The 25,969-nt window shown below is 70.2% G+C and carries 28 protein-coding genes and 1 tRNA gene; 13 read left to right on the top strand and 16 right to left on the bottom strand.

All coding sequences use genetic code 11. The features are described from left to right. Nucleotides 1–273 precede the first annotated feature (273 nt). The 12 genes from ACSDR0_RS29945 to ACSDR0_RS30000 all read right to left on the bottom strand — a co-directional run bounded on the left by ACSDR0_RS29945 (nt 274) and on the right by ACSDR0_RS30000 (nt 11,053). Entirely contained in the window at nt 274–1,857 is a 1,584-nt protein-coding gene (locus tag ACSDR0_RS29945; RefSeq protein WP_435292247.1) for a cellulase family glycosylhydrolase, read from the bottom strand. A gap of 674 nt (nt 1,858–2,531) precedes the next feature. Then, nucleotides 2,532–3,935, bottom strand: a complete 1,404-nt coding sequence (locus tag ACSDR0_RS29950) for a serine/threonine-protein kinase (RefSeq protein ID WP_435292248.1) — start codon at nt 3,933–3,935, stop codon at nt 2,532–2,534. Continuing rightward, nucleotides 3,922–4,983 (bottom strand): LacI family DNA-binding transcriptional regulator, encoded by a 1,062-nt coding sequence (locus ACSDR0_RS29955; protein ID WP_435292249.1) that lies wholly within the window; start codon nt 4,981–4,983, stop codon nt 3,922–3,924. Before ACSDR0_RS29955 ends, ACSDR0_RS29950 begins: the two co-directional genes overlap by 14 nt. Before the next feature lie 48 nt (nt 4,984–5,031). Then, a complete protein-coding gene (locus tag ACSDR0_RS29960) occupies nt 5,032–5,586 on the bottom strand; it encodes a GNAT family N-acetyltransferase (RefSeq protein WP_435292250.1) in 555 nt (184 codons plus the stop codon). 77 nt (nt 5,587–5,663) lie between these two features. Continuing rightward, on the bottom strand, nt 5,664–5,993 hold the full coding sequence (locus tag ACSDR0_RS29965; protein ID WP_329089733.1) for a DUF2516 family protein: 330 nt from the start codon (nt 5,991–5,993) through the stop codon (nt 5,664–5,666). 417 nt (nt 5,994–6,410) lie between these two features. Beyond that, a complete protein-coding gene (locus ACSDR0_RS29970) occupies nt 6,411–6,854 on the bottom strand; it encodes a hypothetical protein (RefSeq protein ID WP_435292251.1) in 444 nt (147 codons plus the stop codon). A 3-nt stretch (nt 6,855–6,857) separates the two neighbouring features. After that, entirely contained in the window at nt 6,858–7,388 is a 531-nt protein-coding gene (locus ACSDR0_RS29975; protein WP_435292252.1) for a helix-turn-helix domain-containing protein, read from the bottom strand. A 189-nt stretch (nt 7,389–7,577) separates the two neighbouring features. Next, a complete protein-coding gene (locus ACSDR0_RS29980) occupies nt 7,578–8,501 on the bottom strand; it encodes a M56 family metallopeptidase (RefSeq protein ID WP_435292253.1) in 924 nt (307 codons plus the stop codon). Beyond that, nucleotides 8,502–8,870: a BlaI/MecI/CopY family transcriptional regulator gene (locus ACSDR0_RS29985; RefSeq protein WP_435292254.1), complete on the bottom strand. Its 369-nt coding sequence runs from the start codon at nt 8,868–8,870 to the stop codon at nt 8,502–8,504. 61 nt (nt 8,871–8,931) lie between these two features. Then, complete coding sequence (locus tag ACSDR0_RS29990; RefSeq protein WP_435292255.1) at nt 8,932–9,462, bottom strand: GNAT family N-acetyltransferase; 531 nt, start codon at nt 9,460–9,462, stop codon at nt 8,932–8,934. 59 nt (nt 9,463–9,521) lie between these two features. Then, nucleotides 9,522–10,313 carry a class I SAM-dependent methyltransferase gene (locus tag ACSDR0_RS29995; protein ID WP_435292256.1) on the bottom strand — a complete coding sequence of 264 codons (792 nt, stop codon included), beginning with the start codon at nt 10,311–10,313 and terminating at the stop codon, nt 9,522–9,524. A gap of 2 nt (nt 10,314–10,315) precedes the next feature. Next, nucleotides 10,316–11,053: an SDR family oxidoreductase gene (locus ACSDR0_RS30000; protein WP_435292257.1), complete on the bottom strand. Its 738-nt coding sequence runs from the start codon at nt 11,051–11,053 to the stop codon at nt 10,316–10,318. Between the two features lie 107 nt (nt 11,054–11,160). Here ACSDR0_RS30000 and mshA point away from each other — a divergent pair, with 107 nt between their 5' ends. The 3 genes from mshA to ACSDR0_RS30015 all read left to right on the top strand — a co-directional run bounded on the left by mshA (nt 11,161) and on the right by ACSDR0_RS30015 (nt 14,020). Further along, nucleotides 11,161–12,444 carry a D-inositol-3-phosphate glycosyltransferase gene (gene mshA, locus ACSDR0_RS30005; RefSeq protein WP_435292258.1) on the top strand — a complete coding sequence of 428 codons (1,284 nt, stop codon included), beginning with the start codon at nt 11,161–11,163 and terminating at the stop codon, nt 12,442–12,444. 205 nt (nt 12,445–12,649) lie between these two features. Next, nucleotides 12,650–13,129 carry a YbjN domain-containing protein gene (locus tag ACSDR0_RS30010; protein WP_435292259.1) on the top strand — a complete coding sequence of 160 codons (480 nt, stop codon included), beginning with the start codon at nt 12,650–12,652 and terminating at the stop codon, nt 13,127–13,129. A gap of 147 nt (nt 13,130–13,276) precedes the next feature. Then, nucleotides 13,277–14,020: a phosphoglyceromutase gene (locus ACSDR0_RS30015; protein ID WP_435292260.1), complete on the top strand. Its 744-nt coding sequence runs from the start codon at nt 13,277–13,279 to the stop codon at nt 14,018–14,020. Between the two features lie 162 nt (nt 14,021–14,182). Here the strand turns inward: ACSDR0_RS30015 and phoU are convergent, their stop codons facing one another. Beyond that, on the bottom strand, nt 14,183–14,842 hold the full coding sequence (gene phoU, locus ACSDR0_RS30020) for a phosphate signaling complex protein PhoU (RefSeq protein WP_435292261.1): 660 nt from the start codon (nt 14,840–14,842) through the stop codon (nt 14,183–14,185). A gap of 158 nt (nt 14,843–15,000) precedes the next feature. Here phoU and ACSDR0_RS30025 point away from each other — a divergent pair, with 158 nt between their 5' ends. Continuing rightward, complete coding sequence (locus ACSDR0_RS30025; protein WP_435292282.1) at nt 15,001–16,182, top strand: sensor histidine kinase; 1,182 nt, start codon at nt 15,001–15,003, stop codon at nt 16,180–16,182. After that, nucleotides 16,179–16,868: a response regulator gene (locus tag ACSDR0_RS30030; protein WP_435292262.1), complete on the top strand. Its 690-nt coding sequence runs from the start codon at nt 16,179–16,181 to the stop codon at nt 16,866–16,868. Before ACSDR0_RS30025 ends, ACSDR0_RS30030 begins: the two co-directional genes overlap by 4 nt. Nucleotides 16,869–17,035: 167 nt before the next feature. Here the strand turns inward: ACSDR0_RS30030 and ACSDR0_RS30035 are convergent, their stop codons facing one another. Then, the gene (locus tag ACSDR0_RS30035) at nt 17,036–17,620 is read right to left on the bottom strand and encodes a copper chaperone PCu(A)C (RefSeq protein WP_435292263.1); all 585 of its coding nucleotides are present in this window, start codon (nt 17,618–17,620) and stop codon (nt 17,036–17,038) included. A gap of 261 nt (nt 17,621–17,881) precedes the next feature. Between ACSDR0_RS30035 and ACSDR0_RS30040 the strand changes: the two genes are divergently transcribed. From ACSDR0_RS30040 to ACSDR0_RS30055, 4 genes are all read left to right on the top strand, one after another. Continuing rightward, the gene (locus ACSDR0_RS30040; protein ID WP_030924410.1) at nt 17,882–18,364 is read left to right on the top strand and encodes a CarD family transcriptional regulator; all 483 of its coding nucleotides are present in this window, start codon (nt 17,882–17,884) and stop codon (nt 18,362–18,364) included. A gap of 17 nt (nt 18,365–18,381) precedes the next feature. After that, nucleotides 18,382–18,840, top strand: a complete 459-nt coding sequence (ispF, locus tag ACSDR0_RS30045; protein ID WP_435292264.1) for a 2-C-methyl-D-erythritol 2,4-cyclodiphosphate synthase — start codon at nt 18,382–18,384, stop codon at nt 18,838–18,840. A 187-nt stretch (nt 18,841–19,027) separates the two neighbouring features. After that, on the top strand, nt 19,028–19,294 hold the full coding sequence (locus tag ACSDR0_RS30050; protein WP_435292265.1) for a GlsB/YeaQ/YmgE family stress response membrane protein: 267 nt from the start codon (nt 19,028–19,030) through the stop codon (nt 19,292–19,294). A gap of 92 nt (nt 19,295–19,386) precedes the next feature. Then, nucleotides 19,387–19,653 carry a GlsB/YeaQ/YmgE family stress response membrane protein gene (locus ACSDR0_RS30055; protein WP_435292266.1) on the top strand — a complete coding sequence of 89 codons (267 nt, stop codon included), beginning with the start codon at nt 19,387–19,389 and terminating at the stop codon, nt 19,651–19,653. Nucleotides 19,654–20,549: 896 nt separating this feature from the next. Here the strand turns inward: ACSDR0_RS30055 and ACSDR0_RS30060 are convergent. Continuing rightward, nucleotides 20,550–22,118 (bottom strand): hypothetical protein, encoded by a 1,569-nt coding sequence (locus ACSDR0_RS30060; protein ID WP_435292267.1) that lies wholly within the window; start codon nt 22,116–22,118, stop codon nt 20,550–20,552. Between the two features lie 82 nt (nt 22,119–22,200). On the opposite strand from ACSDR0_RS30060, the gene ACSDR0_RS30065 reads away from it, so the two are divergent. From ACSDR0_RS30065 to ACSDR0_RS30080, 4 genes are all read left to right on the top strand, one after another. After that, nucleotides 22,201–22,605, top strand: a complete 405-nt coding sequence (locus ACSDR0_RS30065) for a PPOX class F420-dependent oxidoreductase (protein ID WP_435292268.1) — start codon at nt 22,201–22,203, stop codon at nt 22,603–22,605. Nucleotides 22,606–22,708: 103 nt separating this feature from the next. Further along, the gene (cysS, locus tag ACSDR0_RS30070; RefSeq protein ID WP_435292269.1) at nt 22,709–24,106 is read left to right on the top strand and encodes a cysteine--tRNA ligase; all 1,398 of its coding nucleotides are present in this window, start codon (nt 22,709–22,711) and stop codon (nt 24,104–24,106) included. A gap of 23 nt (nt 24,107–24,129) precedes the next feature. Then, complete coding sequence (rlmB, locus tag ACSDR0_RS30075; RefSeq protein ID WP_435292270.1) at nt 24,130–25,098, top strand: 23S rRNA (guanosine(2251)-2'-O)-methyltransferase RlmB; 969 nt, start codon at nt 24,130–24,132, stop codon at nt 25,096–25,098. Nucleotides 25,099–25,170: 72 nt separating this feature from the next. Beyond that, nucleotides 25,171–25,243: transfer RNA gene (locus ACSDR0_RS30080), tRNA-Thr, on the top strand. Between the two features lie 52 nt (nt 25,244–25,295). On the opposite strand, the gene ACSDR0_RS30085 is transcribed toward ACSDR0_RS30080, so the two are convergent. Then, a complete protein-coding gene (locus ACSDR0_RS30085; RefSeq protein WP_435292271.1) occupies nt 25,296–25,928 on the bottom strand; it encodes a tyrosine-type recombinase/integrase in 633 nt (210 codons plus the stop codon). Between the last annotated feature and the right edge of the window lie 41 nt (nt 25,929–25,969).

Here is a 25,969-nt window from a genome sequence, read left to right on the forward strand (position 1 = left end):
TTCTCCGTCCAGGCGCATTGCCGATGATGCGCCATTTCTTCTGACCCTACTAATCGGCGGTGTCGTATCTGTTATACGACATGCGGGATATTTTATTGCGTGGTTATTGGTGCATATAAGAGAGATGTGGCTATGTTGCTGTTTGCGGGGGTGTCCGGGATATCCCGATCAGGGATGACCCGGCGGCGGAGCCCGCGTTCCCCGTTTCCAGCACGCGAGGGCGTGCCGCTCGGCGACACGCCCTCGATGGTCCGGTCTGGTGACGCGTCGGGATCAGGTGCAGGTGATGCCGGACGCGCCGGGAGTGGAGGGTCCGTTGGCGGTGAATCCGACGACGACGGACTGGCCCGCCGCGAGATCGGCCGCGTGGCTCGGGGCCTTCGCGGTGAAGGTGGTCCCGCTCTGCGTGACGGTGGCGTTCCAGCCGCTGCCGAGCGTCACCCCGGACGGCAGGGTCCAGCGCACCGACCAGTTGTTCCAGGTCGAGGTGCCGGTGTTCTTCACGGTCAGCGCGGCCTGGAAGCCCCCCGACCAGGAGTTCGTGAGCGCGTACGACGTCTCGCAGGCCGTGGGGCCCGGGGTCGGCGTCGGTGTCGGTGTCGGGGTGGGCGTACCGCTGCCGCCCCCGCCGACCGGTGCGATCAGGTACGGCTGGAGGATGTCCTGCTTGTCCTGGTTGATCGAGGTCCAGTCGTCCTTGGCGATGCCTCCGGTGTCACCCGAGTTGGGATTCCACGACCAGTAGGTGAACGACATCCCGTTCACCCCGGTGCCCAGATACCTCATCAGCTCCTGGAGCCAGACCTTGTCCACGGCCGCCTGCATGGTGGTCCCGAACTCGCCGAGCATGATGGGCGCGATGTTCTGCCTGTGGAGGTAGCCCCAGTACCTGTCCCAGATCGCGGGCATGTTCGCCGGATAGTCCGGCGCGTCGAACCACGCCTGCCGGTAGACCGAGGTGGCGTAGTCGTGCGGCGAGTAGACCAGCCGGTTGGCGACGCTCAGCCGCACCGGGAACTCCCCAGCCTTCGACAGGTTGCCGCCCCACCAGCCGCAGTCCTCGTCGTTGCTCGGGTCGTTGTCCCAGACGTTCGACAGGCCCCCGCTCGGGCAGCTCACGCCCTCGACGAAGATCAGCCAGTTGGGGTTGACCGACAGCACCGCGTTGCCCGCCCGCTCGGCGGCCAGCCGCCAGTCGCGCGCGGTGTCGCCGCAGCCCCAGCACGCCCCGGTGGCGGCCGGGTTGGTGCCCTCGGCGTGCGGCTCGTTGTGCAGGTCGGCGCCGATGACGGTGGTGTTGCCCGCGTACCGCTGGGCGAGGGCCTTCCAGTCGTTGATCCAGGTGCTCTCCGGCGTCGCGGCGACGTACCACAGCGGCGACTGCCCGGCCGCGGTCGGCCGGTGCCGGTCGAGGATGATCCGCATGCCCTTGCTTCCGGCGTACGCGATGACCTTGTCGAGGATCTGCAGCGGGGTGTTGCCGACCAGGTCGGGGTTGACGAAGTCGTTCACGCCGCTGGCGACCGCGCCGGGCTTGAGGGCGTCGTTGGAGAACGGCACGCGGAGGGTGTTGTAACCGAGCGAGGCCATCTTGTCGATCTGGCCCCTCCACGGGTTGCTCGACCACAACCCGTGGAAGGTCTTGTTGTCGGTTTCCATGCCGAACCAGTTGATGCCGGTCAACCGGACGGTCGCGCCCGTGCTGTCGACGATCTTGTTGCCGGAGGTGCGCAGGTAGCCGGTACCGGTTCCGCCCGCGGCACCGGCCGGGGAGGAGCCGAGCGCGACCGCCAGCGCCGAGGTGACCGCGAGCGCCGCGAGCGCCGCCGGCCACCTGCGAACACGCAGGACTTTCATTCAGGGGCCCTTCGAGGACGGGATCTGTTCACGGGGTGAGAACCCCGCGATCGAAAGGTGCGGCCGGTCGCGCTCGCCATGGTTCGGCGCCCACCGCGCTCCCGTCAACCGTCGCCGGGATCGGTCCCGCCCCGGCGCCGCGCCCGCACCCCGTCCCAGCTCGCCCTGTGCGACCCCCGGCCCGCCGGTCGCCCCGTGAAAGTTTCACCCACCGGACCGGTTTCCCGGTTCGTCCGGCGTCAGGACCGGTTCGCGCGGCGTCAGGACCGGTTCGCGCGGCGTCAGGACCGGTTCGCGCGGCGTCAGGACCGGTTCGCGCGGTGTCCGGGCCGGTTCGTACGGCGGCCGGGTCGGCGGGAGCCGGATGACGGACGTGCCCGACGGGCTCGCCAACGCCAGAAAGCGCACATTCTCATCGCACACCGGAAAACAGCGGAAACGGCGGCAATAACGACAACGACGGAAACAGCGGTAATCGCACTGAGGTGGCTGGTTCGCCCGGTGACGTACGGCGATAATCCGCCCGGTCCAGGCGCCGGCCTTCACCCGGGCTGAATGGACGGCCCTCGTCGGCGGCGCGGGGAACGGCGAATTCGACCGGCACTCAACACGGTCAAATCCTAAGCCCCCTCCGATTCAATACCTGAGGGGGCTTAGTCGTACATCTCGGTTTTCTAACCGGCCAGTGCGACCGACACGAGCAGGAGCTGGGCCTCCAGGGCGTGGCGGAAGTCGTCGGGCAGGGAGCCCTCCCGGTGACGGTCGGCGATCTTTCCTCGGATCGGGGTGAGGTCGCGGGAACCCCAGACACTGTTGGCCATCACCTGCCGCAGGTCCAGGGCCACGTCCGGGCGGATCCTGCCCTCGTCCTCCCCCCGCGCGAGCACGGCGTTGAAGCGCCGCACGCTCTGGTTGAGGTTCGGGTCGTACGAACGGATGGCCTCCACCCCGGGTGCCGGTTCCGCCGCGTGCCCACCCCGCTTCCGGGAGGGAGAGGGAGACGGGGAGGGACTGGGACGTGGGGTCGTGCCCGGTTCGGGGTAGGCGGTGGTGGGGTCGAGGGCCGCGGGCGGTGCCGTCCCGCGCCCCTGAGGACCGGCCATCTGATCGTCGTAGAAGTCGGAGATCCGGCTCCACACCAGGAGTCCCACGAGCAGCGCCGTCACCGCCGCGACCACCGTCCAGCGCACCAGCCCGTTCCCGCCGGCCGCGCGGACCGGTGCCAGGGGCGTGGCCGGTGGCCTGAGGGCCGAGGCCAGGCCGTCCGCCACCTCCTGCGCCTTGGGCCTGGCCTCGGGCCGGTGCGACAGGCAGACCTGGCAGAGCGCGCTGATCCGCGCGGGCATCCCCGGCACCTTCGCCACCGGCGGAGGTCCCTCCCGGCGGACGTTCTCGATCTCCTCCCAGGTCCGTTCCGGGTACGGGGGATCGCCGGTGAGCATCTCGAACAGCAGCACGCCCAGCGCGTAGACGTCGCTGGCCGGGTCCGCGACCGTGCCGGTCAGCCGCTCGGGCGCCACGTAGGGAGGCGTCCCGTAGTCGGAGGTCCGGTCGTCACCGTCCTCCCCGATGAACGCCGCGATGCCGAAGTCGAGCAGCTTGGCGCCGGTCGAGGTCAGCAGCACGTTCTCGGCGGTGACGTCCCGGTGCACGATGCCCCGCTCGTGGGCGGCGGCCAGCACGGTGGCCAGCCTGGCGGCGATCATCGCCGCCTCCGCCCACGGCAGCGGGCCCTCGGTGATCCGGTCCGCCAGCGGGCGCCCCTCCAGCAGGCGCATCACGACGTACGCGGCCAGGCGACCGTGCGAGGTCACGCTCTCCCCGTAGTCGTAGACCTCGATCGCGTCGGGGTGGATGAGGCGCGCGGTGGCACGCGCCTCCCTGCGGATCAGCTCGCGCTCCCCCCGGTCACAGCCCAGCTCGCCGTCCAGCAGCTTGACGGCGACCATCCGCTGGAGCGACTGGTCGAAGGCGCGCCAGATGACGCTCATGCCGCCCCACGCGATCCGCTCCAGCAACAGGTACCTGCGGGTGAGCACGTCTCCCTCGCGAAGCCCGACGTGGTCAGGCCGACTCACGGACCACCAGCTCAGTGGGCAGTACGGGATTGTCGCGGGGAGCGCCGGCCGAGCTCATCGAGAGCAGCAGCAGCCGGGTGGCGAGCGCGGCGAACTCCTCCACCGGCTGGCGGACGGTGGTGAGCGTGGGAGAGGTGCGCCGGGAGGCGGGAGCGTCGTCGAACCCGATGACGGCCACGTCCTCCGGCACCCGGCGGCCGGTACGGCGCAGGGTCTGCAGCGCGGCGGCCGCCATCACGTCGGAGGCGGCGAAGACCGCGTCGACGTGCGGCATCCTGCGCAACAGCCACTGCATGCCGTGCACGCCCGACGCGTGGCTGAAGTCGCCGTACGCGACCGGCACGCTGGTCATCCCGGCCAGGGCGAGGGTCTGCAGGAACCCGTCGAGCCGGTCGCGGGCGGCGGGAAGGGAGGGTGGGCCCGCGATGACGCCGATGGACCTCCGGCCACCGAGCAGCAGGTGTTCCGCCGCCTGCCTGCCGCCGTCGCGGTTGTCCATGTCGACGTGGGGGAGGTCGATGCCGTCCGGGGGACGGCCCGCGCTCCGCACCGGGATGCCCGAGGCGGCCAGGGTCACCACGAGCGGATGCCTGTCGCGTGCCGCGATCAGCAAAATGCCGTCGATGCCTCCGGCGACGAGCGGTGGCGTGGCGATGGTCGAGGTGGCCGCCGTGGCGGTCATCACGGCGAGGGGTACGCCGTGCCCGGTGAGGACCTCCTCCGCAGCCGTGATCATCCGCGCGTAGAACGGCTCGGTGAACAGCCGGTGCGCGGGTTCGCAGACCACGATGGCCACGACCTGGTCGGATCGGCGGCCGGAGCCGCCACGGGGAGCGCGATGCCTAACGTAACCGAGACGCGATATTGCGTCATGCACCTGCCTACGAGTCGATGTGCTGACTCTGACTGAACCGGTGAGTACCCGGGACGCGGTGGCGGGGGAGACCCCTGCCTCTGCTGCGACCTGGGCAAGTGTGGGTAGATCGGTCATAACTTCCTCCACACCAAGATTCCGCACAGGTGGGAGCGCTCCCATTGAACCTAGCATTGTTTCGGAAGTGTCAAAAGATGTTTCCGAAAAATCACCATGTGTATGTCAAATTTCCCTGACAACCCAGTCAGGGGCAAGTATCGACATGATTACGGAGTCATACCATTCCCCGTTTACGCGCAGCGCGTCACGGCAGACGCCCTCCTGGACGAAGCCGACCTTGCGGTAGACGTGCGCGGCCCGCTCGTTGAAGGCGTAGACCTCCAAGCCCACCCGGTGCAACGGCGTGGTGCGGAAGACGTGGTCGAGGGTCAGTCGGATCGCCTCGGTGCCGTAGCCCCTGCCGTACGCCCGGGGCCCGATCAGCGCGATGCGCAGGTTGCAGGAGAGGTTGTCGGCGTCGAGCTCGTTGAGCACGATCTCGCCCACGTAGGTGTCGTCCCCGGCGGTGCAGATCGCCAGGTCCAGCCGGTCGCTCTGGCCGCCCCGGGAGCCGTACCAGACCTTGAGCCCCTCGTAGTCGGGCTTGCCGTGCGAGCCGGTCAGTCGGACGGTCTCGGGGTCGTTGACCAGCTCCCAGAGGCCGTCCACGTGTTCGGGACCGACAGGCCGGAGCGTCACGTGCTCTCCGGAGAGCGTGGGCTTGCGCGAGAACATCATTCGGTGTGTCTACCGGCCGGGACCTCGCCGGGCAAGCCGATTCTCGGGGACCGCGCGGAAGTCCGGCCCCGGACGGGTCACCAGGGGCCGTACGGGCCCTGGTTGCCGCCGCCCTTGCCGATCTCCCGCACGGCGGGACGCACGTCGGCGAGGTAGATGCCCGAGGCGATGACGGACGCGATCGTGAAGATGCTCAGCACGCTGAGATACTGCACCGCGGCGGCGAAGCCGAACAGCGCCGCCAGCCCCAGGATGACCAGCCACAGATTCTTGGTCTGCTTGCCGGTGACCGCGAACGCCCGCGCCGGGGTCTTCACCGCGTGGACGAGCGCCCAGCCCGACAGCGCGAACACTCCGACGGCCAGGATCCAGAAGACCAGGTCCAGGGCACCGTGGATTTCGATCATCGTCTCTCCAGAACGTTCGCCTCGCCGGTCTCCCTCAGCCTAATGCCGAAAACCCCGTTCGCGTCGTCCTCGGCCCGTACCGGTCGGGGCCGGCGGCTCCCCCTCACGTCCGATCGCGCCCGTTCGCGCCCGTCCGCTCGCCCACGCTCGCCGGGCACGGCCCCGGACGCCGGAAGGCCCGCCCCGGCGGTGCGGGGGCGGGCCTTGGAACCGGAGCGCCGTCCGGCGGCCACCTCGTGGAGGCGGCCGCGAGTTCGCGGGTGGGCCCGGCCACCCGCGAAACGAAACGGAACGGTGCGTGCGGTGCGCTGAGGTGTGAAGCCATGTGTAGCCGTGCGGAACGGAGGGGGCCGGTCCGCGGGTGGCCGGGCCGGTGCACGCGAGGGTGCCGGGCCGGCTTCCGTGAGGGGAGCCCGCTCAGCTCTTGGAAGTGCTGGACGTGCTGGACTTCGTGGTGCGGGTGCCCTTCCTGGGCGTCTTGGCGGCGGCGATCGCGGGCTCGGCGGCCTCGGAGACCTCCTCCAGCTCCAGGGCGATCTCGCCGCTGGTCTTGGAGACGACCTTGCGTCCGCGGTTGGCGAACTCCTCGTACAGCTCGTTGGCCTTGCCCGCGATCTGGTCGGCGTAGTCGCGCGCCTTCACGGGGAAGTCCTTGGCGTAGCCCTCGGCCTTGCCGGCGAGCTGCCTGGCCCTCCCCGGGAGGTCCTTCGCGGCCTCGCGGATCTCCTCGCGGCGGCCCTGCAGCTTCTGGATCTGCTCGGGGAGCTCAAGGATCTTCTCGACGGCGAAGTCTCCGGCCCCGGCGACGGCGTAGAAAGGCTTGGACTCGGCCAGCTTCTTGACTTCGGTGGTGATGGGCATGGGTTAACCTTCCTTGGTTTCCTTGGTGATGTGGCCGTTGCTCGGGGGGGCCGCGTAGGGCTTCAACGCGGTGAGGTATTCCCCGGGGAGCGGCGTCTCGTCGTCAGGCGAGGAGTCCGCGTCACCGCGCCGGGGCTCCGGTGCGAGGCGCGCTTTCTGGGAGGTCTGCGCGTCGTCGTCCGGGGCCTCGGCCTGCTGGTTCTCCTTGCGAAACGACTCGTAGATATCGATCAGCACCTGGCGCTGGCGCTCGGTGATGAGGTGGTCGGCCCTGATCGCGGTCAGCACGTCGCTGTCCGGCTCGCGCTCCTCGATGAGGCCCGCCTGGACGTAGAGCGCCTGCGACGAGATGTGCAGGCCCTTGGCGATCTGGTTCAGGATCTCGGCGCTGGGCTTGCGCAGCCCGCGCTCGATCTGGCTCAGGTAGGGGTTGGAGACCCCCGCCGCCGCGGCGAGCTGACGCAGGGAGATCTTCGCGTGCGTGCGCTGCTCGCGGATGTACTCACCGATCGAGCCGACCTTGGGTAGTGCCATGGTTCGAGTCTGCCTCACCGTGCTTGCAATTGCAAACGGGTTGGCTAACACTTGCAAGCACTTTGGGGTGATTTTGGCCAAAGCTGGACGAACCCGGCTAGATCCCCACGGTAGGACCGGGGTTCGGTATGCGGACCAGCCCTACCTTCAAGGCGGGTCAATGCGGGACCACCCCGCAATACGGGCCTTTCAGTACGGAACCAGCCAGAGCAGCGGCGCCGACGACGTCAGGAGGACGGAGAAGACGACGATGGCGTAGCGGACCCCGCGCGGCAGGACCGGCGCCGGGGTCACCAGGCGCTCGACCCTGGCCATCACGGCGGCGGTGGAGTTCACGGCGCCCAGGGCGCCGTGCGGGGCCGGGACGGCGCCCGCGGTGCCGAAGCGCAGCAGGGCGGTCGCCAGGCGGCGCGGGGAGCAGCAGCGGCGGGCGACGTCGTCGGCGGCCATCTCCACGAGCAGGCCGACCTCGCCCTGCGCGTCCCTGACCACGCGCGACCAGGGCAGCGCCCTGCGCAGCGCGGCGAAGGGCAGCAGCACCAGGTCGTGCCGCTCGCGCACGTGGGCGGCCTCGTGGGCGAGCACCGCGCTCAGCTCGTCGGCGGAGAGCAGTTTCAGCGCCCCCTCGCTGACCACCACCTGGGAGCGCAGGCCGGGCACGCAGTAGGCGGTGGCGCCCGGGTGGTCGAGCACCCGCACGCCGGGGACCACCGGGTCCTCCCTGGCGATCAGGGCGAGCAGGGTGCGGTGACGGTGGCGGGCGCGGAACGTCTGCGCGCCCGCGGCGAGAAGCACCAGGATCAGCACGGCCAGCGCGGTCAGACCGGCGACGAGCGCGATGATCCTCGGCATCTCGTACGGGGTGGGGAGCTCGCGCCCGCCGCCGAACGCGGAGATCGCGAACTCGTGCAGGCCGTGCAGCACGCCCTCGCCGTAGGGCTCGAGCGCGTAGCCGAGCAGGGCGCCCGTGCCGGCCAGGCCCCAGGTGACGCCCAGCGCCTGCCACAGGACGATGGCCACGTGCGGGGCGCGGTAGGTCCACCGCGCCCGGGTGAACCGCCAGGCGCCGACCGCGCAGACCAGGGCGAGCGTCGCCAGGGCTGCCGCGGTCATCTACTCGTCCTCCAGCTCCTCCTCAAGGTCCGTCAGGGCCCTGCGCAGGATGTCGGCCTCGGTGCCGGTGACGGCCTGGGCGAACCGGGTGAGGGCCGCCGACCGGTCACCGGTCAAATCCAGTGCTTCCAGCATAAGCTCCGCGACGTAGGCGTCGCGGCTCTCCGCCGGTGCGTACCGCCACGCGCGCCCGTCGCGGGTGCGGAGCAGGAAGCCCTTGCGGGTGAGCCGGTCGAGCACGGTCATCACGGTGGTGGGCGCCAGGTCGCGGTCGGCGATCAGGCGTCCGACCTCCCGCGCCGTCACAGAGGATGGCTGTGCCCAGATGATGTCCATGATGCTGCGTTCAAGCTCGCCGAGTCCCTTCACGCATCCAAGCCTAACTCCCGCACCACGAGGGGTAGTACTACGGGTTGTCGAGTGACGTGTGTCACAGGTGTCTGACCATGTAGATCTCGTCCCGGTCGTCGCCTGGGGCGAGGCGGATCGCCCGCGGGATGCGGCCGACCTCCACGTACCCCAGACGGCTGTAGAAGCCCTCGGTCCCGGTGCCGCCGCGGACCGTCAGGTGCAGCGCCTCCACGCCCAGGTCGCGGGCGGCGTCGTCGGCGGCGCGCATGAGCAGCCTCCCGTAGCCCCTGCCCTGGTGCTTGGGATCGACCATCACCCGCCACACCCAGCGCCAGTGGGCCCGCAGCCACGACCGCCCGTCGCCCAGGACCAGCCAGCACGCCACCCGGTCCTCCGTGTCGAACCCGACGAGCAGGTGGTCGAGCCCGCCGCGGGCGGTGTCGCAGGCGGCGAAGGTGGCGGCCGCCGTCTTCGCGATGTCGTCGGCGGTGACCGGGGGAACGAAGCCGACCGACCCTCCGGCGTTGACCACTTCGGTCCAGCACTCGATGAGCCGGCCGGTGAGCGCGGGGGTGAGTTCGGGATCGACCACGAACCGCAGTTCTGCCATGTGCGGATTTTACCAAATATAGGGGGTTAACTTAGGGTTGCCTTACTCACACTTGAGGATCATCGCGGGGCGACCGCGGACCAGGGAAGAGTGATCTCGCCGAGCCGCCAGCGCGACCGGCCGCCCAGCGGCGGGCGCCCGGCCAGCGGCCAGGTCCCGGCGAGCGTCTCGGCGGCGGCGATCCAGCGCTGCCGGGAGCCGTACGAGCTCAGCGGGGCGTGGATCGCCCAGGCGCGGTCGAAGTCGCGCAGGAAGGCGTGGATGGGCTCGCCGGGGACGTTGCGGTGGATGAGCGTCTTGGGCAGCCGGTCGGCCAGGTCCGAGGGGCGCTCGAAGGAGTCGAAGCGGGCCGAGAGGGTGAGCGTCCGGGGCCCCGAGCGGTCGAGCCCGGCCCAGACCGCGCGGTGGCCCACCTCCGAGCAGGTTCCCTCGACGATCATCCCGCCCGGCGCGAGCCGTTCGGAGAGCATCGCCCAGTATCCCCACGCCTGCGTCTCCCCGTACTGCCGCAGCACGTTGAACGCCCTGATCAGCAGGGGAGGTCGCGTCACCGGCAGCTCGAAGCCGCCCAGCGTGAAGGACAGTCCCGGCCGTTCGTACGGTTTGGCCGCCGCCACCCTGGCCGGGTCGATCTCGACGCCGACGACCTCGACCGAGGGACAGATCGCGCGCAGCCGAAGGAACATCTCCAGGGTCGTGGTGTGCGAGGCCCCGTACCCGAGGTCGACGACCAGCGGGCGGGCGGCGGAGCGCAGCGAGCGGCCGTGCGCGGCGACGACCCAGCGGTCGGCCCGCCGCAGGCGGTTGTGCCCCGTGGTCCCCCTGGTGATCTCTCCTATCGGCTTCGGCACGATCAGACGCGGTGGACCTTGTGCTGGGCGGCCTGGGCCCGGGGACGGATGACGAGGCGGTCGACGTTCACGTGGGCCGGGCGGGTCACGCACCAGGCGATGGCGTCGGCCACGTCGTCGGCGGAGAGCGGGTCGGGCACGCCCTCGTAGACCCGTCCGGCGGCGGCGGAGTCGCCGCGGAAGCGGTTCAGCGAGAACTCCTCGGTGTGGACCATTCCGGGGGCGACCTCGACGATCCTGACCGGCTCGCCGACCAGCTCCAGCCTCAGCACCTCGGTCATCGAGGTCTGCGCGTGCTTGGCCGCGTTGTAGCCGCCGCCGCCCTCGTACGAGACGAGCCCGGCCACCGAGGTCAGCATCAGCAGCACGCCGTCGCCCGACTCGATCAGTTTGGGCAGCAGCGCCTGGGTGACGCGGAGCGTGCCGAGCACGTTGACGTCGTACATCCGCTGCCAGTCGGCGACCTTCCCGCTCACCACGGGCTCCAGGCCGATCGCGCCCCCGGCGTTGTTGACCAGCACGTCGCAGCGGTCGAGCGAGGCGGCCAGCTCGTCCACCGACTCCTGCGACGTCACGTCCAGGGTGACCGGGCGGATGCCGGGCACCTCGGCGGCCAGTTCGTCGAGCCGCTCCCTGCGCCGCGCCGCGGCCACCACGTCGAAGCCCTCGGCGGCGAGCCTGCGGGCCGTCGCCTCGCCGATCCCACTGCTGGCCCCTGTCACCACAGCTGTTTTCTTCATGGCTCCCCATCCTGCCAGGAGCCGCCGGGACCGCCCCGCCCGGACCCGGCGCGGTTATGTGACGGGAATGTTGCGGATTGCCCGATGGTTGAGGCCTCTCGGAGGTGGTGTCGGTGAGGCGACGACGGGTCAACCGGGTCGCGACGATCAGCATGCACACGTCCCCCCTGGACCAGCCGGGGACCGGGGACGCGGGCGGGATGAACGTCTATATCGTCGAGGTGGCGAAACGCCTGGCCGAACTCGGGGTGGAGGTGGAGATCTTCACCCGGCAGACGTCCCGGGATCTGCCACCGGTCGCCGAGATCGTCCCCGGCGTCTCGGTCCGCCACGTCACCGCCGGGCCGTACGAGGAGCTTGACAAGGGCGACCTGCCCAGCCAGCTCTGCGCCTTCCTGTCGGGCGTGCTGCGCACCGAGGCCATGTACGAGCCGGGCCGCTACGACGTCATCCACTCCCACTACTGGCTCTCCGGCCAGGTGGGCTGGCTGGCCAAGGAGCGCTGGGGCCTGCCGCTGGTGCACACCATGCACACCATGGCCAAGGTCAAGAACCTCCTGCTCGCCGAGGACGACAGGCCGGAGCCGGCCGCCCGCGTGCTGGGCGAGCAGCAGGTCGTGGACGTCGCCGACCGCCTGGTGGCCAACACCCCGACCGAGGCCAGGGAGCTCGTCGAGCTGTACGGAGCCGCCCCGGCCCGCGTCGAGGTCGTCAACCCCGGCGTGAGCCTCAGGGTCTTCCAGCCCGCCTCCCAGGGCGCGGCCCGCCACAGGCTCGGGCTGCCGCAGGACGCCCACGTGCTGCTGTTCGTCGGCCGGGTGCAGCCGCTGAAGGCCCCGGACGTGCTGTTGCGTGCCGCGGCCAGGATGCTCATCGACGACCCCTCGCTCAGGTCGAGGCTGGTCGTCGCCTGCGTCGGTGGCCCCAGCGGCAACGGCCTCGCCAGGCCCTCCTATCTCACCGACGTGGCCGCCTCGCTGGGGATCTCCGACGTGGTCAGGATCGTTCCCCCCGCGCCCCAGCACGAGCTGGTCGACTGGTACCGCGCGTCCGACGTGACCGTCGTCCCCTCCCACAGCGAGTCGTTCGGCCTGGTGGCCCTGGAGTCCCAGGCCTGCGGCACCCCGGTCGCCGCCGCGTCCGTGGGCGGGCTGCGCACCGCCGTGCGCGACGGCGTGTCCGGGGTGCTCGTCGAGGGGCACGACGCCCACGACTGGGCGCGGGTGCTCCGCCGGTTCGTCTACGAGCCCGCCTGGCGGGAGACGCTGTCGGCGGGAGCGGTGGCCCACGCGGCGGCCTTCGGCTGGTCGGCCACCGCGGCCCGGCTGGCGGACGTCTATGCCGGGGCGATGGCGAACCTGCACCGGCTCCCGATCGCGGTCAACTCGTGAGGCCCGCTCGCGAGGCGGGTGCGGCCGGCCGGCGAGGCCCGCTCGTGAAGCGGAGGCGCTCCGTTCGTGAAGCGGAGGCGCTCCGTTCGTGAAGCGGAGGCGCTCCGTTCGTGAGGCGGGAGTGGTCCGTTCGTGAGGCGGGAGCGGTCCGGCTCCGGTGAAGCGGGAGCGGTCCGTTCGTGAGGGCCGCTCGTAAGCTGGGCCCATGCGCGAAGTGATCGAGGCGGCGCTGAAGAGCGCGGACGCCTCCTACGAGCAGCCCCGGCCGGGGGCCTTCCTGGTGAAGCTCCCCGGCCAGCACAAGCTCGCCACCATGACCTGGCTGATCATCGGTGATCAGGCCCTGCACGTGGAGGCGTTCTTCTGCCGCCGGCCCGACGAGAACCACGCCGAGTTCTACCGCTGGCTCCTCACCAAGAACGGCTCCATGTACGGGGTGCACTTCGCCCTCGACCCGATCGGCGACGTCTACCTCGTGGGCCGCGTCCCGCTGGAGGCGGTCACCAACGAGGAGGTCGACCGCCTTCTCGGGTGCGTGCTCACCTACTCCGACGAGGGTTTCGACCGCGCCCTGGAGCTGGGCTTCGCCTCCTCGATCCGGCGCGAGTGGGAGTGGCGCGCCAAGCGCGGCGAGTCGCTCGCCAACCTCCAGGCCTTCGCCCGCTTCGCCGACCCCGAGCGCTGAGGGCGCCCGTCCCGGGCTGCGGGGAGGCCGGTTCCGAGGGCTGGGAGGCCGGTTCCGGGTGCCGGGCCGGGGGAGCGGGCCGTCCGGCGGGCCCGCGGCGGGCGGAGCGCCGGAGACGTCAAGCAAGCGCCCACTAAGCTTGGGCGCATGTCGACTTTGGTGCTGCTTCGGCACGGTGAGAGTGAGTGGAACGCAAAGGGTCTGTTCACCGGATGGGTGGACGCGGGGCTCTCGGCCAAGGGCGAGGAGGAGGCGCGGCGCGGCGGGCAACTGCTGCTCGACGCGGAGGTGCGCCCCGACGTGGTGCACACCTCCCTCCTGAACAGGGCGATCCAGACGGCCAACCTCGCGCTGGGCGCCGCGGACCTGCTCTGGCTGCCGGTCTCCCGGTCCTGGCGGCTCAACGAGCGCCACTACGGCGCCCTGCAGGGCAAGGACAAGGCGCAGACGCGGGCCGAGTTCGGTGACGAGCAGTTCATGCTCTGGCGCCGCTCCTACGACGTCCCGCCGCCCCCGATCGCCGACGACGACGAGTTCTCCCAGGCCGGCGAGGCCCGCTACGCGCTCCTGCCGAGCGAGCTGCTGCCGAGGACCGAGTGCCTCAAGGACGTCGTCGATCGCATGCTTCCTTACTGGTACGACCAGATCGTGCCCGACCTCGCGGCGGGAAGGAGCGTGCTGGTCGTCGCGCACGGCAACTCGCTCCGGGCGCTGGTCAAGCACCTGGACGGGATCGGCGACGACGAGATCGCCGGGCTCAACATCCCCACCGGCATCCCGCTCCGATACGAGCTGGACGCCGACTTCCACCCGATCACCAAGGGTGGTCAGTACCTCGACCCCACCGCCGCCGAGGCCGCCATCGAGGCCGTGGCCAACCAGGGCAAGTAGCCCCGGCACCCCGGGGCGTATGAGAAGTCGCGGAACATACGAAAAAGGGGAGGGCCCGCCGGATCCGGCGGGCCCTCCCCTTTTGAAGACATCCGTGAAGTCGTCGGTGAGGATTCGTGAAGACCGGCCCGCCCGCGAGGATCGGCGAAAGGCCGGCGAGGGTCAGAACGCGGTGCTGTCCTGGGGGCGGGAGCCCGTCACCAGGTAGACCACGTCGTGCGCGACGCGGACCGCGTGGTCGGCGTAGCGCTCGTAGTAGCGGCCGATCAGCGTCACGTCGATGGCCGGCTCGACGCCGTACTTCCAGTCGGGGGCCATCAGGATCTTGAACAGCCTCCGGTGCAGCTTGTCCATGGCGTCGTCGTCGGACTCCAGCTCCAGGGCCGACTCCACGTCGCGCGAGGCGATGCAGCTGCCGGTCTTGGTGACGAGGCGCTCGGCGATCTGGCCCATCTCCAGGATGGTGGAGCGGACCTCCGCCGGGATGGCGGAGTCGGGGTGGCGCAGCCGGGCGATCTTGGCGACATGCTCGGCGAGGTCGCCCATGCGCTCCAGGTCGGTGCCCATCCGCAGTGCCGCGATGATCATTCTGAGATCCACGGCCACGGGCTGCTGCCTGGCCATCAGGTCGAAGATCGTGGCCTCGACCTCCGCGAAGATCCGGTTGACCTCCTCGTCCTGGGAGATGACGCTCTCGGCGAGGTGAAGGTCGGCGTCCAGGAGGGCTGTGGTGGCCCGCGATATCGCCGACCTCACGAGCCGGGTCATCTCGACCAGCCGCTCTGTGAGGGCGTCGAGTTCTTCGTGATAGGCGTCGCGCATGAGACTCACCGTAGGGCGGTAACGGTGAACGAACCTCGACCGTAAAGTGAACTTTATGGGAAAGGCCGTGGTCATGCCCCACTGGCCGCCCCGAACGTGAAAACTCGGACCTACCATCGGGGACGTGAAGCCTACGGGAGGACCACGTGAGTGAGCTGATGGCGAGCCTGGCCGCACTGGCCGGTTTCGTCGTGGGAGCGCTGGCAGTGATGGTCGTCCGCCAGAACCAGGGACAGCGGAGTGCGATGACACCGGTGGACGGCGTCGAGCCCGGCGCGCTGCCGCAGGGGGTCGCCTCGGTGCTGGCCGTGCTGCCGTCCTCGGCGGTCGTGCTCGACAAGGAGGATCGCGTGCTGCGGGCCAGCTCGGCGGCGCGCGCGTTCGGCCTGGTCAAGGGAGACCACCTGATGGCGGCCGAGTTGCTCGCGCTGGCCAGGAAGGTGCGCAGGGACGGCGAGATCCGCGAGAGCGAGATCGAGGTGGCCGGACACAAGTTCGGCCAGGAGTCGACCAACTTCGCGGTGCGGGTCGCCCCGCTCGGCTCCCACGGCCAGGTGCTCGTCCTCGCCGAGGACCAGACCGAGCACCGCCGCGTCGAGGCGGTGCGCCGCGACTTCGTGGCCAACGTGAGCCACGAGCTCAAGACGCCGGTGGGCGCGCTGTCGCTGCTGGCCGAGACCATCCAGGACGCCGCCGACGACCCCGAGGCGGTCACCCGCTTCGCCGGGCGCATGCAACACGAGGCGGCCCGGCTCACCTATCTTGTCCAGGACCTCATAACCCTCTCCCGTATCCAGGGTGCCGAGCCCATCCCCACCCCGGGCCCGGTCCTGATCGACGAGGCGGTGCACGAGGCCATCGACCGCTGCAACACCACCGCGGCGGCCAAGGACATCACCCTCGTCGCCGGAGGCGTCGAGGGCCTGCGGATATGGGGCGACGACGAGCTCCTCGTCACCGCCCTGCGCAACCTCATCGACAACGCGGTCGCCTACAGCCCCGAGCACACCCGGGTCGTGGTCAGCGCCCGCGCGGCGGGCCCCCACACAGAATCCGTCGAGATCAGCGTGAGCGACCAGGGGATCGGCATCCCCGAGAGCGCCCAGGAGCGGATCTTCGAACGGTTCTTCCGCGTCGACGCGGCACGCTCGCGGGCGACCGGTGGCACGGGCCTCGGCCTGGCCATCGTCAAGCACGTGGCCGCCTCCCACAACGGGGCGGTCACGGTGTGGAGCAAGGAAGGTTCCGGTTCCACATTCACCCTGCGCCTGCCCGCCTTCGGCGGCATGGCGGTCACGGAACCAGTTACGACCACGATCCCCCTGGAGGCCGCGCAGTGACTCGCGTGCTCGTTGTCGAGGACGAGGAATCGTTCTCCGACGCCCTGTCATACATGCTGCGCAAGGAAGGCTTCGAGGTGGCCGTGGCCGCCACCGGGCCGGAGGCGCTGGAAACCTTTGACCGCAACGGCGCCGACCTGGTGCTGCTCGACCTGATGCTCCCCGGCCTGCCGGGTACCGAGGTCTGCCGCTCGCTCCGCCAGCGCTCCAACGTGCCCGTCATCATGCTCACCGCCAAGGACAGCGAGATCGACAAGGTCGTCGGGCTGGAACTCGGTGCCGACGACTACGTCACCAAGCCCTTCTCCTCCAGGGAGCTGGTGGCCCGCATCCGCGCGGTGCTGCGCCGCCAGGGCGACGTGGAGGAGCTGGAGTCGGCCGTGCTGGCCGCCGGTCCCGTCCGGATGGACGTCGACCGCCACATCGTCGCCGTACGCGGTGAGCCGGTGCAGCTGCCCCTCAAGGAGTTCGAGCTGCTGGAGGTGTTGCTGCGCAACGCCGGGCGGGTGCTCACCCGGGGCCAGCTGATCGACCGGGTCTGGGGCGCCGACTACGTGGGCGACACCAAGACCCTGGACGTGCACGTCAAGCGGCTGCGGGCCAAGGTCGAGTCCGACCCCTCCAACCCGCGCTGCATCCTCACCGTCCGTGGCCTGGGCTACAAGTTCGACCCCGCGGAGGTCTGAGCCTCCCGCCCGCCTCCGGGCGATCGCCCGCCTTCGGGGATCGCCCGCTCCACGACGATGCCCACCCCCGGGTGACCTCCCGCCCCCGGACGATCCGAGGGGCCGTACGGCGTGCCCGCGCCGTACGGCCCCTCGGCGTGTCCGGAGGCCGTCACCGGCCCCGGCGGTCAGTGGCCGGAGTGCTCGTCCCCGGTGGTGGCGGAGGGGGTGGGCGACGGCGTGGGAGCCGCGGAGGCGCCGGGAGCCTGCGGGTACGCGGTGAACTCGCGGCTGCGGGTGATCACGGGAATCGTGAGCTGAACGATCCCGGCGTTGGCGAACTGCAGCTGCACCTTGACGCCCTCGCCGCCCCTGAGGGCCTTCTTCAGCCCCTCGACCAGGATGGTGGGGGTCGGCTTGCCGACGCTCACCCGCTGGCCCTGAGGGAGCGTCACGGGCGCGCTCACCTTCGCCGTACCGAGGGCGGGGTCGACGCCGAGGCCGACGAGCTGGTCGGAGCCCGCGTTGGTGTTGACCAGCGACAGGTAGAGCGGCGTGGCCGCCCCCGCCGGCAGCGTCGCGCCGGAGTCGGGGCCCAGGAAGAAGGCCTGGGAGATGTCGATGCCCTGCTTCGTCTTGACCGAGAGCGCCTCGGTCGGCGAGTAGGGCTTGTTGGTGATCGCGTCGGCTCCGGCACCGCAGCCGGCCAGGACGGGAGCGGCTGCGAGGAACGCCGCGGCGACGATCGCCCGGTGGCGGATGTTGCGGGTCACGGTGCGAGTTCTCCTTGTCACGCGCGAGATAGGGCAAGGGCAACCCTATCGGCGACGTTTACCGGGTTTCCCGCCGACCCGCCTCATCATCCGAAGGCGAGGAACGCAGGTCATAAGTGCTTTTTGCCCCTCTGATTCACACACTTGGGCACTTGTCAAGTCATAAGATGCGGCTTTGACCTGCAGTTATGGTGATTTCACTGTTCCGGGAGGCTGTGGATACGTGGTACTCTTGAGTACAGCGGAAGGGGTACTTGTCACATGACTTTCCAGGTCGGCGACACTGTCGTCTACCCCCACCACGGGGCTGCTCGGATCGAGGCGATCACGACCCGAACCATCAAGGGTGAGGAAAGGACCTACCTGGTTCTTAAGGTCGACAAGGGCGACCTTACCGTCCAGGTGCCGGCAGACAACGCAGAACTCGTGGGTGTTCGCGATGTCGTCGGACAAGAGGGCCTTGAGCGCGTCTTCGACGTGCTTCGAATGCCTCACACCGAAGAGCCCACGAACTGGTCCCGACGCTACAAGGCGAACCTTGAGAAGCTGGCGTCCGGCGACGTCAACAAGGTTGCCGAGGTCGTTCGCGACCTGTGGCGGCGAGACAGGGAGCGCGGACTCTCCGCAGGGGAGAAGCGAATGCTGGCCAAGGCCAGGCAGATCCTCGTCAGCGAGCTCGCGCTCGCGGAGAAGACCAACGAGGATAAGGCCGAGGCCCTGCTGGACGAGGTTCTCAACTCCTGAACAAGACATTTCCACGGGTGGGCGTCGGAGTCGACGTCCACCCGTTCGCTTCTGGCCGCGAGCTTCACCTCGCCGGCCTGCACTGGCCCGGCGAGACCGGCCTGTCGGGTCACTCCGACGGCGACGCCGCGGCCCACGCCGCCTGTGACGCGCTGCTGTCCGCGGCGGGTCTCGGTGACCTCGGTGGCCTGTTCGGCACGTCCGATCCCCGGTGGGCAGGCGCCTCGGGTGCCGCCCTGCTGGAGGAGACCGCCCGCAAGGTGCGCGCCGCGGGCTTCGAGATCGGCAACGTGGCCGTCCAGGTGATCGGCAACCGCCCCAAGCTCGCACCCCGGCGCGTCGAGGCCGAGAAGGCCCTCAGCGCCGCCGTGGGGGCTCCCGTGAGCGTCAGCGCCACCACGACCGACGGGTTGGGCCTCACCGGGCGCGGCGAAGGAGTGGCCGCCGTCGCGACCGCGATAGTGGTGAACCTGTAGAGGGTGTCGGACGTCTTCTATACGGAACGTGGAAAAACGTTCCGGCGGGCGGCGCGGAATGCTCGTCGATCCATATCGAGGCGGTGGCCCGTTTCCTGGCGCGGTACGGGCCACCCCTTTTTGGCGTGATCAGTGAATGCGCTGGGTAACCCCTTGGTGACCGTGTCTAGTAACAGGGGGGCCGGACATGATCGTCTCGATTATCTCGGCAATCATCATCGGTGCCATCATCGGCGCCCTGGCACGCCTCATCCTTCCCGGGCGCCAGAACATCAGCATCGGTCTGACGCTCATCGTCGGCATCGTCGCCGCGCTCATCGGCTCGCTCATCGCCGGAGCGCTCGGTCTGACCAATACGCGAGGGGTCAACTGGTGGGAGCACATCCTCCAGCTGGCGCTCGCGGTGCTGGGGGTGCTCCTCGTCGTCCAGATGCAGGCGAGAAAGACGCACTGACGGATTTTTTGCCGCCCGTAGGAATATCCGTGACCTAGGGGGTAGCCACCTCCTTGTGAGAGTGAAGGTCTCACACTCACTGGGAGGTTGAAATGACTATCGCGTCCATTCTTGGGGCTATCGTCATCGGCGCGGTCATCGGCGCCATCGGTCGTCTCCTGCTTCCCGGTAGGCAGGCGATCGGATGGATTCTCACCGTCGTCGTCGGCATCGTCGCCGCCCTTATCGGTACCGCCATCGCCCAGGTTCTCGGCGTCGCGACCACGGACGGTATCGACTGGATCGAACTCGTCATGCAGGTGGGCCTGGCCATCGTCGGTGTCGGCCTGGTCGCCGGTCTCAAGCGTTCCAGGGTCTAGCGAACAGCCGGGTGAGGCATCCCGGCGAATTCGCCGAGGCTCGAATGGACCCCCTCCGGTCCGGAGAACCCGTGGTGACGCGCACGATGTCACCGTGCTCCAGGAGAAGACCCGCTCGGTTCCATCTGGCATGCCGAGCGGGTCTCGGTCTTTTCAGGCCGGTTCGAGCAGTCCGCCGAACCGGCCTCCGGCCGATCCTGGCACGGGCCCGGAGGTGAGCAAATCGCCGGTCCGCAGCGGGGCGCCGCTCACACATGTGTGAGCGAATAGCTGCGGGCCGGTCCAGCAGCGGGTGAAACCGAACGGCGGCTTCGGCGGGAGACCGCCGTTCGGTTCCACCCGCGAGGTGAGGTCCAGGCCCCGCCGCCGTCGCCCGGCCGCCCTGTCCGGCGGCCGGGCCGGCGCGGGGCCTGGACGGACCCACCACCCGGGCCGACTCCGGCGTCACGGGCGGAACCTCCACGAAGAGGTGGTGGACCGCCCGGGGAACGGCCCGAGAGGTGCGCTCCCCGGACGATGACATCCCGGCCCACCTGCTTGTTCACCACCCTTGTTCATCCCCTTGCTCACCACCCCGAAGACGTGGTCCTCGAACGCCTGGGTCACCAGCGCGTATGGCGGGGCCCAAAGGACGCCGACCACGTAGCCGCGCTCAGCGGTCCCCGCGCGTCCCCGCGATCCCAGGGATCGCGGGGTCTCATCGGAGAGATCCGGCTGAGCCGACGGCCCGAAGACCGGGTCAGCTCCTCCCAGGCCCCGGAGCTGGCCCGACGGGCGTACGGCCGGAGTACCGGGCCGGAGTTTGGCCTGGTGGGCGTACGGCCTTTGGCCTGGCGGGCGTACGGCCGGAGTGCCGGGCCCCCATCACGCCCGACGCTCCCGCTCTCCTTCGTCCCTCAGTCGCCAGGCGGTACGGGCGTGCTGCGCATCCGTCCGGAGGGCGGTGCCGCGGTGCCGTCCTCGTCGTACGATCGCGCCTCGGCCTCCTCCCCGGGTTCGGCGGCCTCCGCCCCGTGCGCGGGGTCGGGCGACCCTCCGGCCTTCCTGCCCGCGGTGCGTGCTCCACGCGTCGCCACAGGCGCCTCCACGGTCGTTTCCACGGCCGCCTCCGGGGCTTCCCCCGGAGTGCTCCTCGCGGCCTTCTCCGTGGCTTTCCTCGCGGTCCTCTTCGTGGCGGTCCCGCTGGCCGGGGCATTCGCCTGCTGGTCCTTCACGGCCAGGAACGGCTGGGTGTCGGCGTCGCGGTCGCTCACCTCGTCCGTGTCGCGCCCGCTCGCCGTCGTGCTCCCGGCCTTCGCCGCGCCCTTGGCCGCCGTCGTGCTCCTGGCCGTGCCGCGCCGGGCCGTGGCGCGCGGGCCCGCCGCGGTCGTACCGGACTCGGCCGTGCCGGCCGCCTTGCGCGTCTTGGTCGTCTGCTCCTGCGGAAGATCGGTGTCGCTGTCCCACGTCTCCACCCGCTCGCTGACCCTGCCCTCGCTCTCCGGCTCGGGCTCCTCGTGCGGCGCCCGTACGGCGGGACGGGGCGGGTGGACGAGCAGGTCGCCCTGGCGGGGCCGGACCAGGTCGCCCCAGCGCATCGGCTTGCCCGGCCGGGGAGCCGCGGGTTCCCGCGGGGGCGGCGGCGGGATGTCGGTGACCTCGGGCGTCTCCGGTGCCGCGGTGGGGCCGATGACCGGCTCGCCCGCCGGGAGGTCGTGGTGCGGGGCCGCCTCCAGGGGAGGCGCGGCATGCGGATCGAGCATGATCTCGGCCGCGGGGTGGTGCACCAGCTGCCCCGGGTGACCCGAGTGGTCTCCGTGACCCGGGCGGGCGGGCTGCCCGGGGTGGGCCGGCGGCGCCTGTCCCGGCCACCGCGCGTCGGGGTCGGGCGCGTCGGGCCGCTCCGTGGCCGGCCGGCTCGCCTCGGGGAACGGCACGATGTCGTGCCCCGACGACGGGCCGGACAGGCCCGCGTCGGCCGCGGCCCTCCGGGCGGCGGCGTGTTTGATCAGCAGGAGCCAGAGCCACAGGGCCAGGATCAGCATCACCCAGGGGGCGACGGCGACCACGACGGCCGCGCGCGCCTCGTCCACCGCCATCCGCGTGGCGGTGGCCACCTCGGCGGCGGCCGCGCCGGCGAACAGCAGCGTCAGGATCACGCCCGCCTGCAGCCGCACCGGCCACCAGCCGCCCCTCAGCAGCAGTACGCCGATCATCGCGATGACGAGCAGGGCGTCGAAGGCGGCGGGGTAGAGATACGCGAGGCCGGCGGGCGCTCTGCCCGCCATGGCGAGGGCGCGCAGATCCTCGAAGGAGAGCACGCAGGCCGCGGCGGTGAGCGCGGCCACGCCGACTCCGGTGACGGCGATCCCGGCGCGGCGAAGGGCGACGGCCACCCGGCTCGGCTCGGTGGCGGCGGTGGTCAGGGGCGGGGGCGGGGACGGGCGGGAGAACGAGCCTGCCGCCCCGGGGGATTTGACGTCCATGGCCCTTTGAGCCTACAGAATCGGCATCTAGCATGATCGGGGAAGTTTTCCGAGAGCGACCGAGAGTGGCCGAGGCGTAGATATGGCAAAGCTGTCCGATCCCGTACGCGAGATGTTCGACGCCGCGAACTTCGCCACCGTGACGAGTCTCAACGCCGACGGGAGCCCGCAGGCGAGCGTCGTCTGGGCGAGGACCGATGGGGACGACATCGTCTTCTCAACGATCAAGGGGCGGCGCAAGAGCGGCAACTTCGCGCGCGACCCGCGCACGACCATCGTGGTGTTCGACCCCGCCGACCCGTACCGCTACGTCGAAGTGCGGGGAACGGTCACCCTGACCGATGATCCCGAGGGGGCGCTCATCCAGGAGATGTCGCACAAATACCGGGGAGAGGGGTGGGTCGAGCAGAATCCCCAGGTGGAGAGGATGATCGTCAGGATCACCCCCGGCCACGTGGTCTACCACGGTGCCGTTCCGCAGGACTAGTTGGACGACATTCGCCGCTAATGGTCATAAATCACTCTGCTGAGTGTCTTCAACGTCCCGCAACTCGGTTTGTGAGGCGAGGTGAGGCATTAGCCTTGCCTTCGTGAGCCTGCAGCTATACGACACCAGCGTACGCACCGTCCGCGAATTCGTCCCGGTTGAACCCGGCCGGGCCTCGATCTACCTGTGTGGTGCCACCGTGCAGGCTCCCCCGCACATCGGGCACATTCGCTCGGGCGTCAACTTCGACGTGCTCCGCCGCTGGATGATCAGGTCCGGCTACGAGGTGACCTTCTGCCGCAACGTCACCGACATCGACGACAAGATCATTAGAGTCGCCGCAGCGGAGAACGTGCCGTGGTTCGCCGTCGCCGAGCGCAACCAGAGGGCCTTCACCTGGGCCTACGAGGTGCTGGGCTGCCTGCCGCCGACCGTCGAGCCCCGTGCCACCGGCCACGTGCCCGAGATGATCGAGCTGATGGACCGGCTGATCGCCGCCGGTCACGCCTACGCCTCCGGCGGCGACGTCTACTTCGACGTCATGTCCTACGTCGACCGTTACGGCTCGCTGTCCAACCAGAAGCTCCAGAACATGCGGGCCGCGGGCGACACCGAGACCGACTCCTGCAAGCGCGACCCGCGTGACTTCGCGCTCTGGAAGGGCGAGAAGCCCGGTGAGCCGACCTGGCCGACCCCGTGGGGCCGGGGCCGCCCCGGCTGGCACCTGGAGTGCTCCGCCATGGCGACCAAGTATCTCGGGTCCACCTTCGACATCCACGGCGGCGGCGTCGACCTGATCTTCCCGCACCACGAGAACGAGCTGACCCAGTCCCAGGCGGCCGGCGACGGCTTCGCCCGTTACTGGATGCACAACGGCATGCTCAAGATCGGTGCGGAGAAGATGAGCAAGTCGCTCGGAAACTCCCTGCTGGTCCCCGAGATCACCAAAAAGGTCCGTCCGGTCGAGCTCCGCTACTACCTGGCGGCCCCCCACTACCGCTCCTCGATCGAATACTCGGAGGAGGCGCTGTTCGAGGCCGCCTCGGCCTACCAGCGCATCGAGGGCTTCGTCACCCGCGCGGCCGAGGTCATCCACGACGTCGACGCCCACGCGCCGCTTCCCCAGGCCTTCTCCGACGCCCTCGACGACGACCTGGGCACCCCCCAGGCGCTCGCCGTAGTGCACGAGGTGGTCCGCGAGGGCAACGTCGCGCTGGCCCAGGGCAACAAGGAGCAGGTCGCCAGGCTGCTCGCCGAGACGCAGAACATGCTCGACGTCCTCGGTCTCGACCCGCGCTCGGAGCAGTGGCGCTCCTCGGGCGGCGAGACCGGCATGCGGGCGACCGTCGACGCACTGGTCGCCGTCGCGCTGGAACAGCGGCAGGCGGCGCGGGCGCGCAAGGACTTCTCGGCGGCCGACAGCATCCGTGACCAGCTTTCCCACGCGGGGATCCACGTCGAGGACACCCCCCAGGGACCACGCTGGGAACTCTCGCGGTGAAACCAGGCCGTACGCTATAGACCATGGCTGGTGGGGGTAAAGGGTCCGGGCGACCCGCGAAGAAGAAGAGTCCGACCAAGGGCACGGGCGGCAACGTCCGTCGTGGTCTGGAGGGTAGGGGGGCCACCCCGCCGGCGCATCTGCGGCACTGGCACAAGGACAAGTCGCGCACCGAGCGGATCGAGCGCGAGGAGAAGACCGGCAGGTCTCCCTCCTCGCGCACCCCGGTCCGCACCCGGCGGAGCGACGACGCCCCCGAGCACATCGGTGGGCGCAACCCCGTCGTCGAGGCGCTGCGGGCCGGGGTTCCGGCCAGCACGCTCTACGTGGCCCTGCGCATCGACAACGACGACCGCGTCAGGGAGTCGGTCCGCATCGCCGCCGACCGGGGCATCGCGATGCTGGAGGTCGGCAGGGAGAAGCTCGACCGCCTCACCGAGGGCGGGATTCACCAGGGCATCGCCCTGCAGATCCCGGCGTACGACTACGCCCACCCCGAGGACCTGGTCCGCATCGCCCAGGAGGCGGCCGAGGTCCCGCTGATCGTCGCGCTCGACAGCGTTACCGACCCCCGTAACCTGGGTGCCATCGCCCGTTCGGCCACCGCCTTCGGCGCTCACGGCCTGGTCATCCCCTCCCGCCGCTCGGCCGGGGTCACGGGCGGGGCCTGGAAGACCTCGGCGGGCACGCTGGCCACCCTGCCGGTCGCCCGTGCCGCCAACCTCACCGCGACCCTGCGGGAGTACCGCGAGGCGGGCCTGTTCGTGATCGGCCTGGACGGCGAGGGCACGGTCGACATCGGTGAGGCCAACCTCCTCGACGGCCCGCTGGTCGTCATCGTGGGCTCCGAGGGCAAGGGCCTGTCCCGCCTGGTCCGCGAGTCGTGTGACCTGGTCGTCCGCATCCCGATGCACGCCGCCGCCGAGTCCCTCAACGCCGGGGTCGCCGCAGGCATCGCCCTCTACGAGGTCGCCCGCCACCGCCGTTCCTAACGGTTCGCAATCGGCGAGGCATGCCTCGGTGACGTAAGGGGAGTAAGCCGACTACACTCGTCTGGCGACCATGCCGACGTAGCTCAATCGGCAGAGCAACAGTCTTGTAAACTGTAGGTCAGGGGTTCGATTCCCCTCGTCGGCTCGCATGCGAAAGGCCAGGTCACCGGATATCCGGTGACCTGGCCTTTCGCCGTTCAGGGGAACTTTATGATCTTCCGTGCCCGTTGCGTGCCCGATGGCTTCTCGTGCCCGCCTGCCCGTGCCCGTTTGAACGCCTGCCCGAGCGCCTTGGCGATGACCTTGTCCCGGTCCCGACTGGCGTGCTGGTAGATCAGCGCCGCCTGTGTGGAGGAGTGCCCCATCCGGGACATCAGCTCCTTGAGGCTCGCCCCGGCCGAGGCCGCCAGGGTGTTACCTATGTGGCGGAGATCATGGAAGTGAAGGCCGGGGAGTCCGACAGTCTTACGGGTCCTGTCCCACGTCCGGCGGAACCCGGAGTGCTTCAACGGCCCGCCGTTGGGACCGGTGAACACGCGCCCCGTACTCTCCCGACTCGGCGAACATCTCCAGATGCACCCGCAGCTCAGGAATGATCTCCGGGGGGATGGACACCACCCGCCGGCCGGCCCGCGACTTGGGGGAGTCGTCCAGCACCTTCCCACTGCCGATCTCGACCAGCGCGCCGGTAACCTGGATGACTCCTTGATCAAGGCGGCAGCGCGGCGCGCCGCCGCACGGCCCGCCGCCTGCTCCGCCGTCCGGGCGTGCGGCGTGGGCGCCGGTCCCGAACGGCGGCGGGCCTGTGGGCCGCGCACCGCACCCAGCACCCGCCATACCCAGCCAACCCGCTGTAGGAGGGCCGCACCGC

It is taken from the genome of Streptosporangium sp. G11 (assembly GCF_051192615.1).
Taxonomy (GTDB): Bacteria; Actinomycetota; Actinomycetes; order Streptosporangiales; family Streptosporangiaceae; genus Streptosporangium.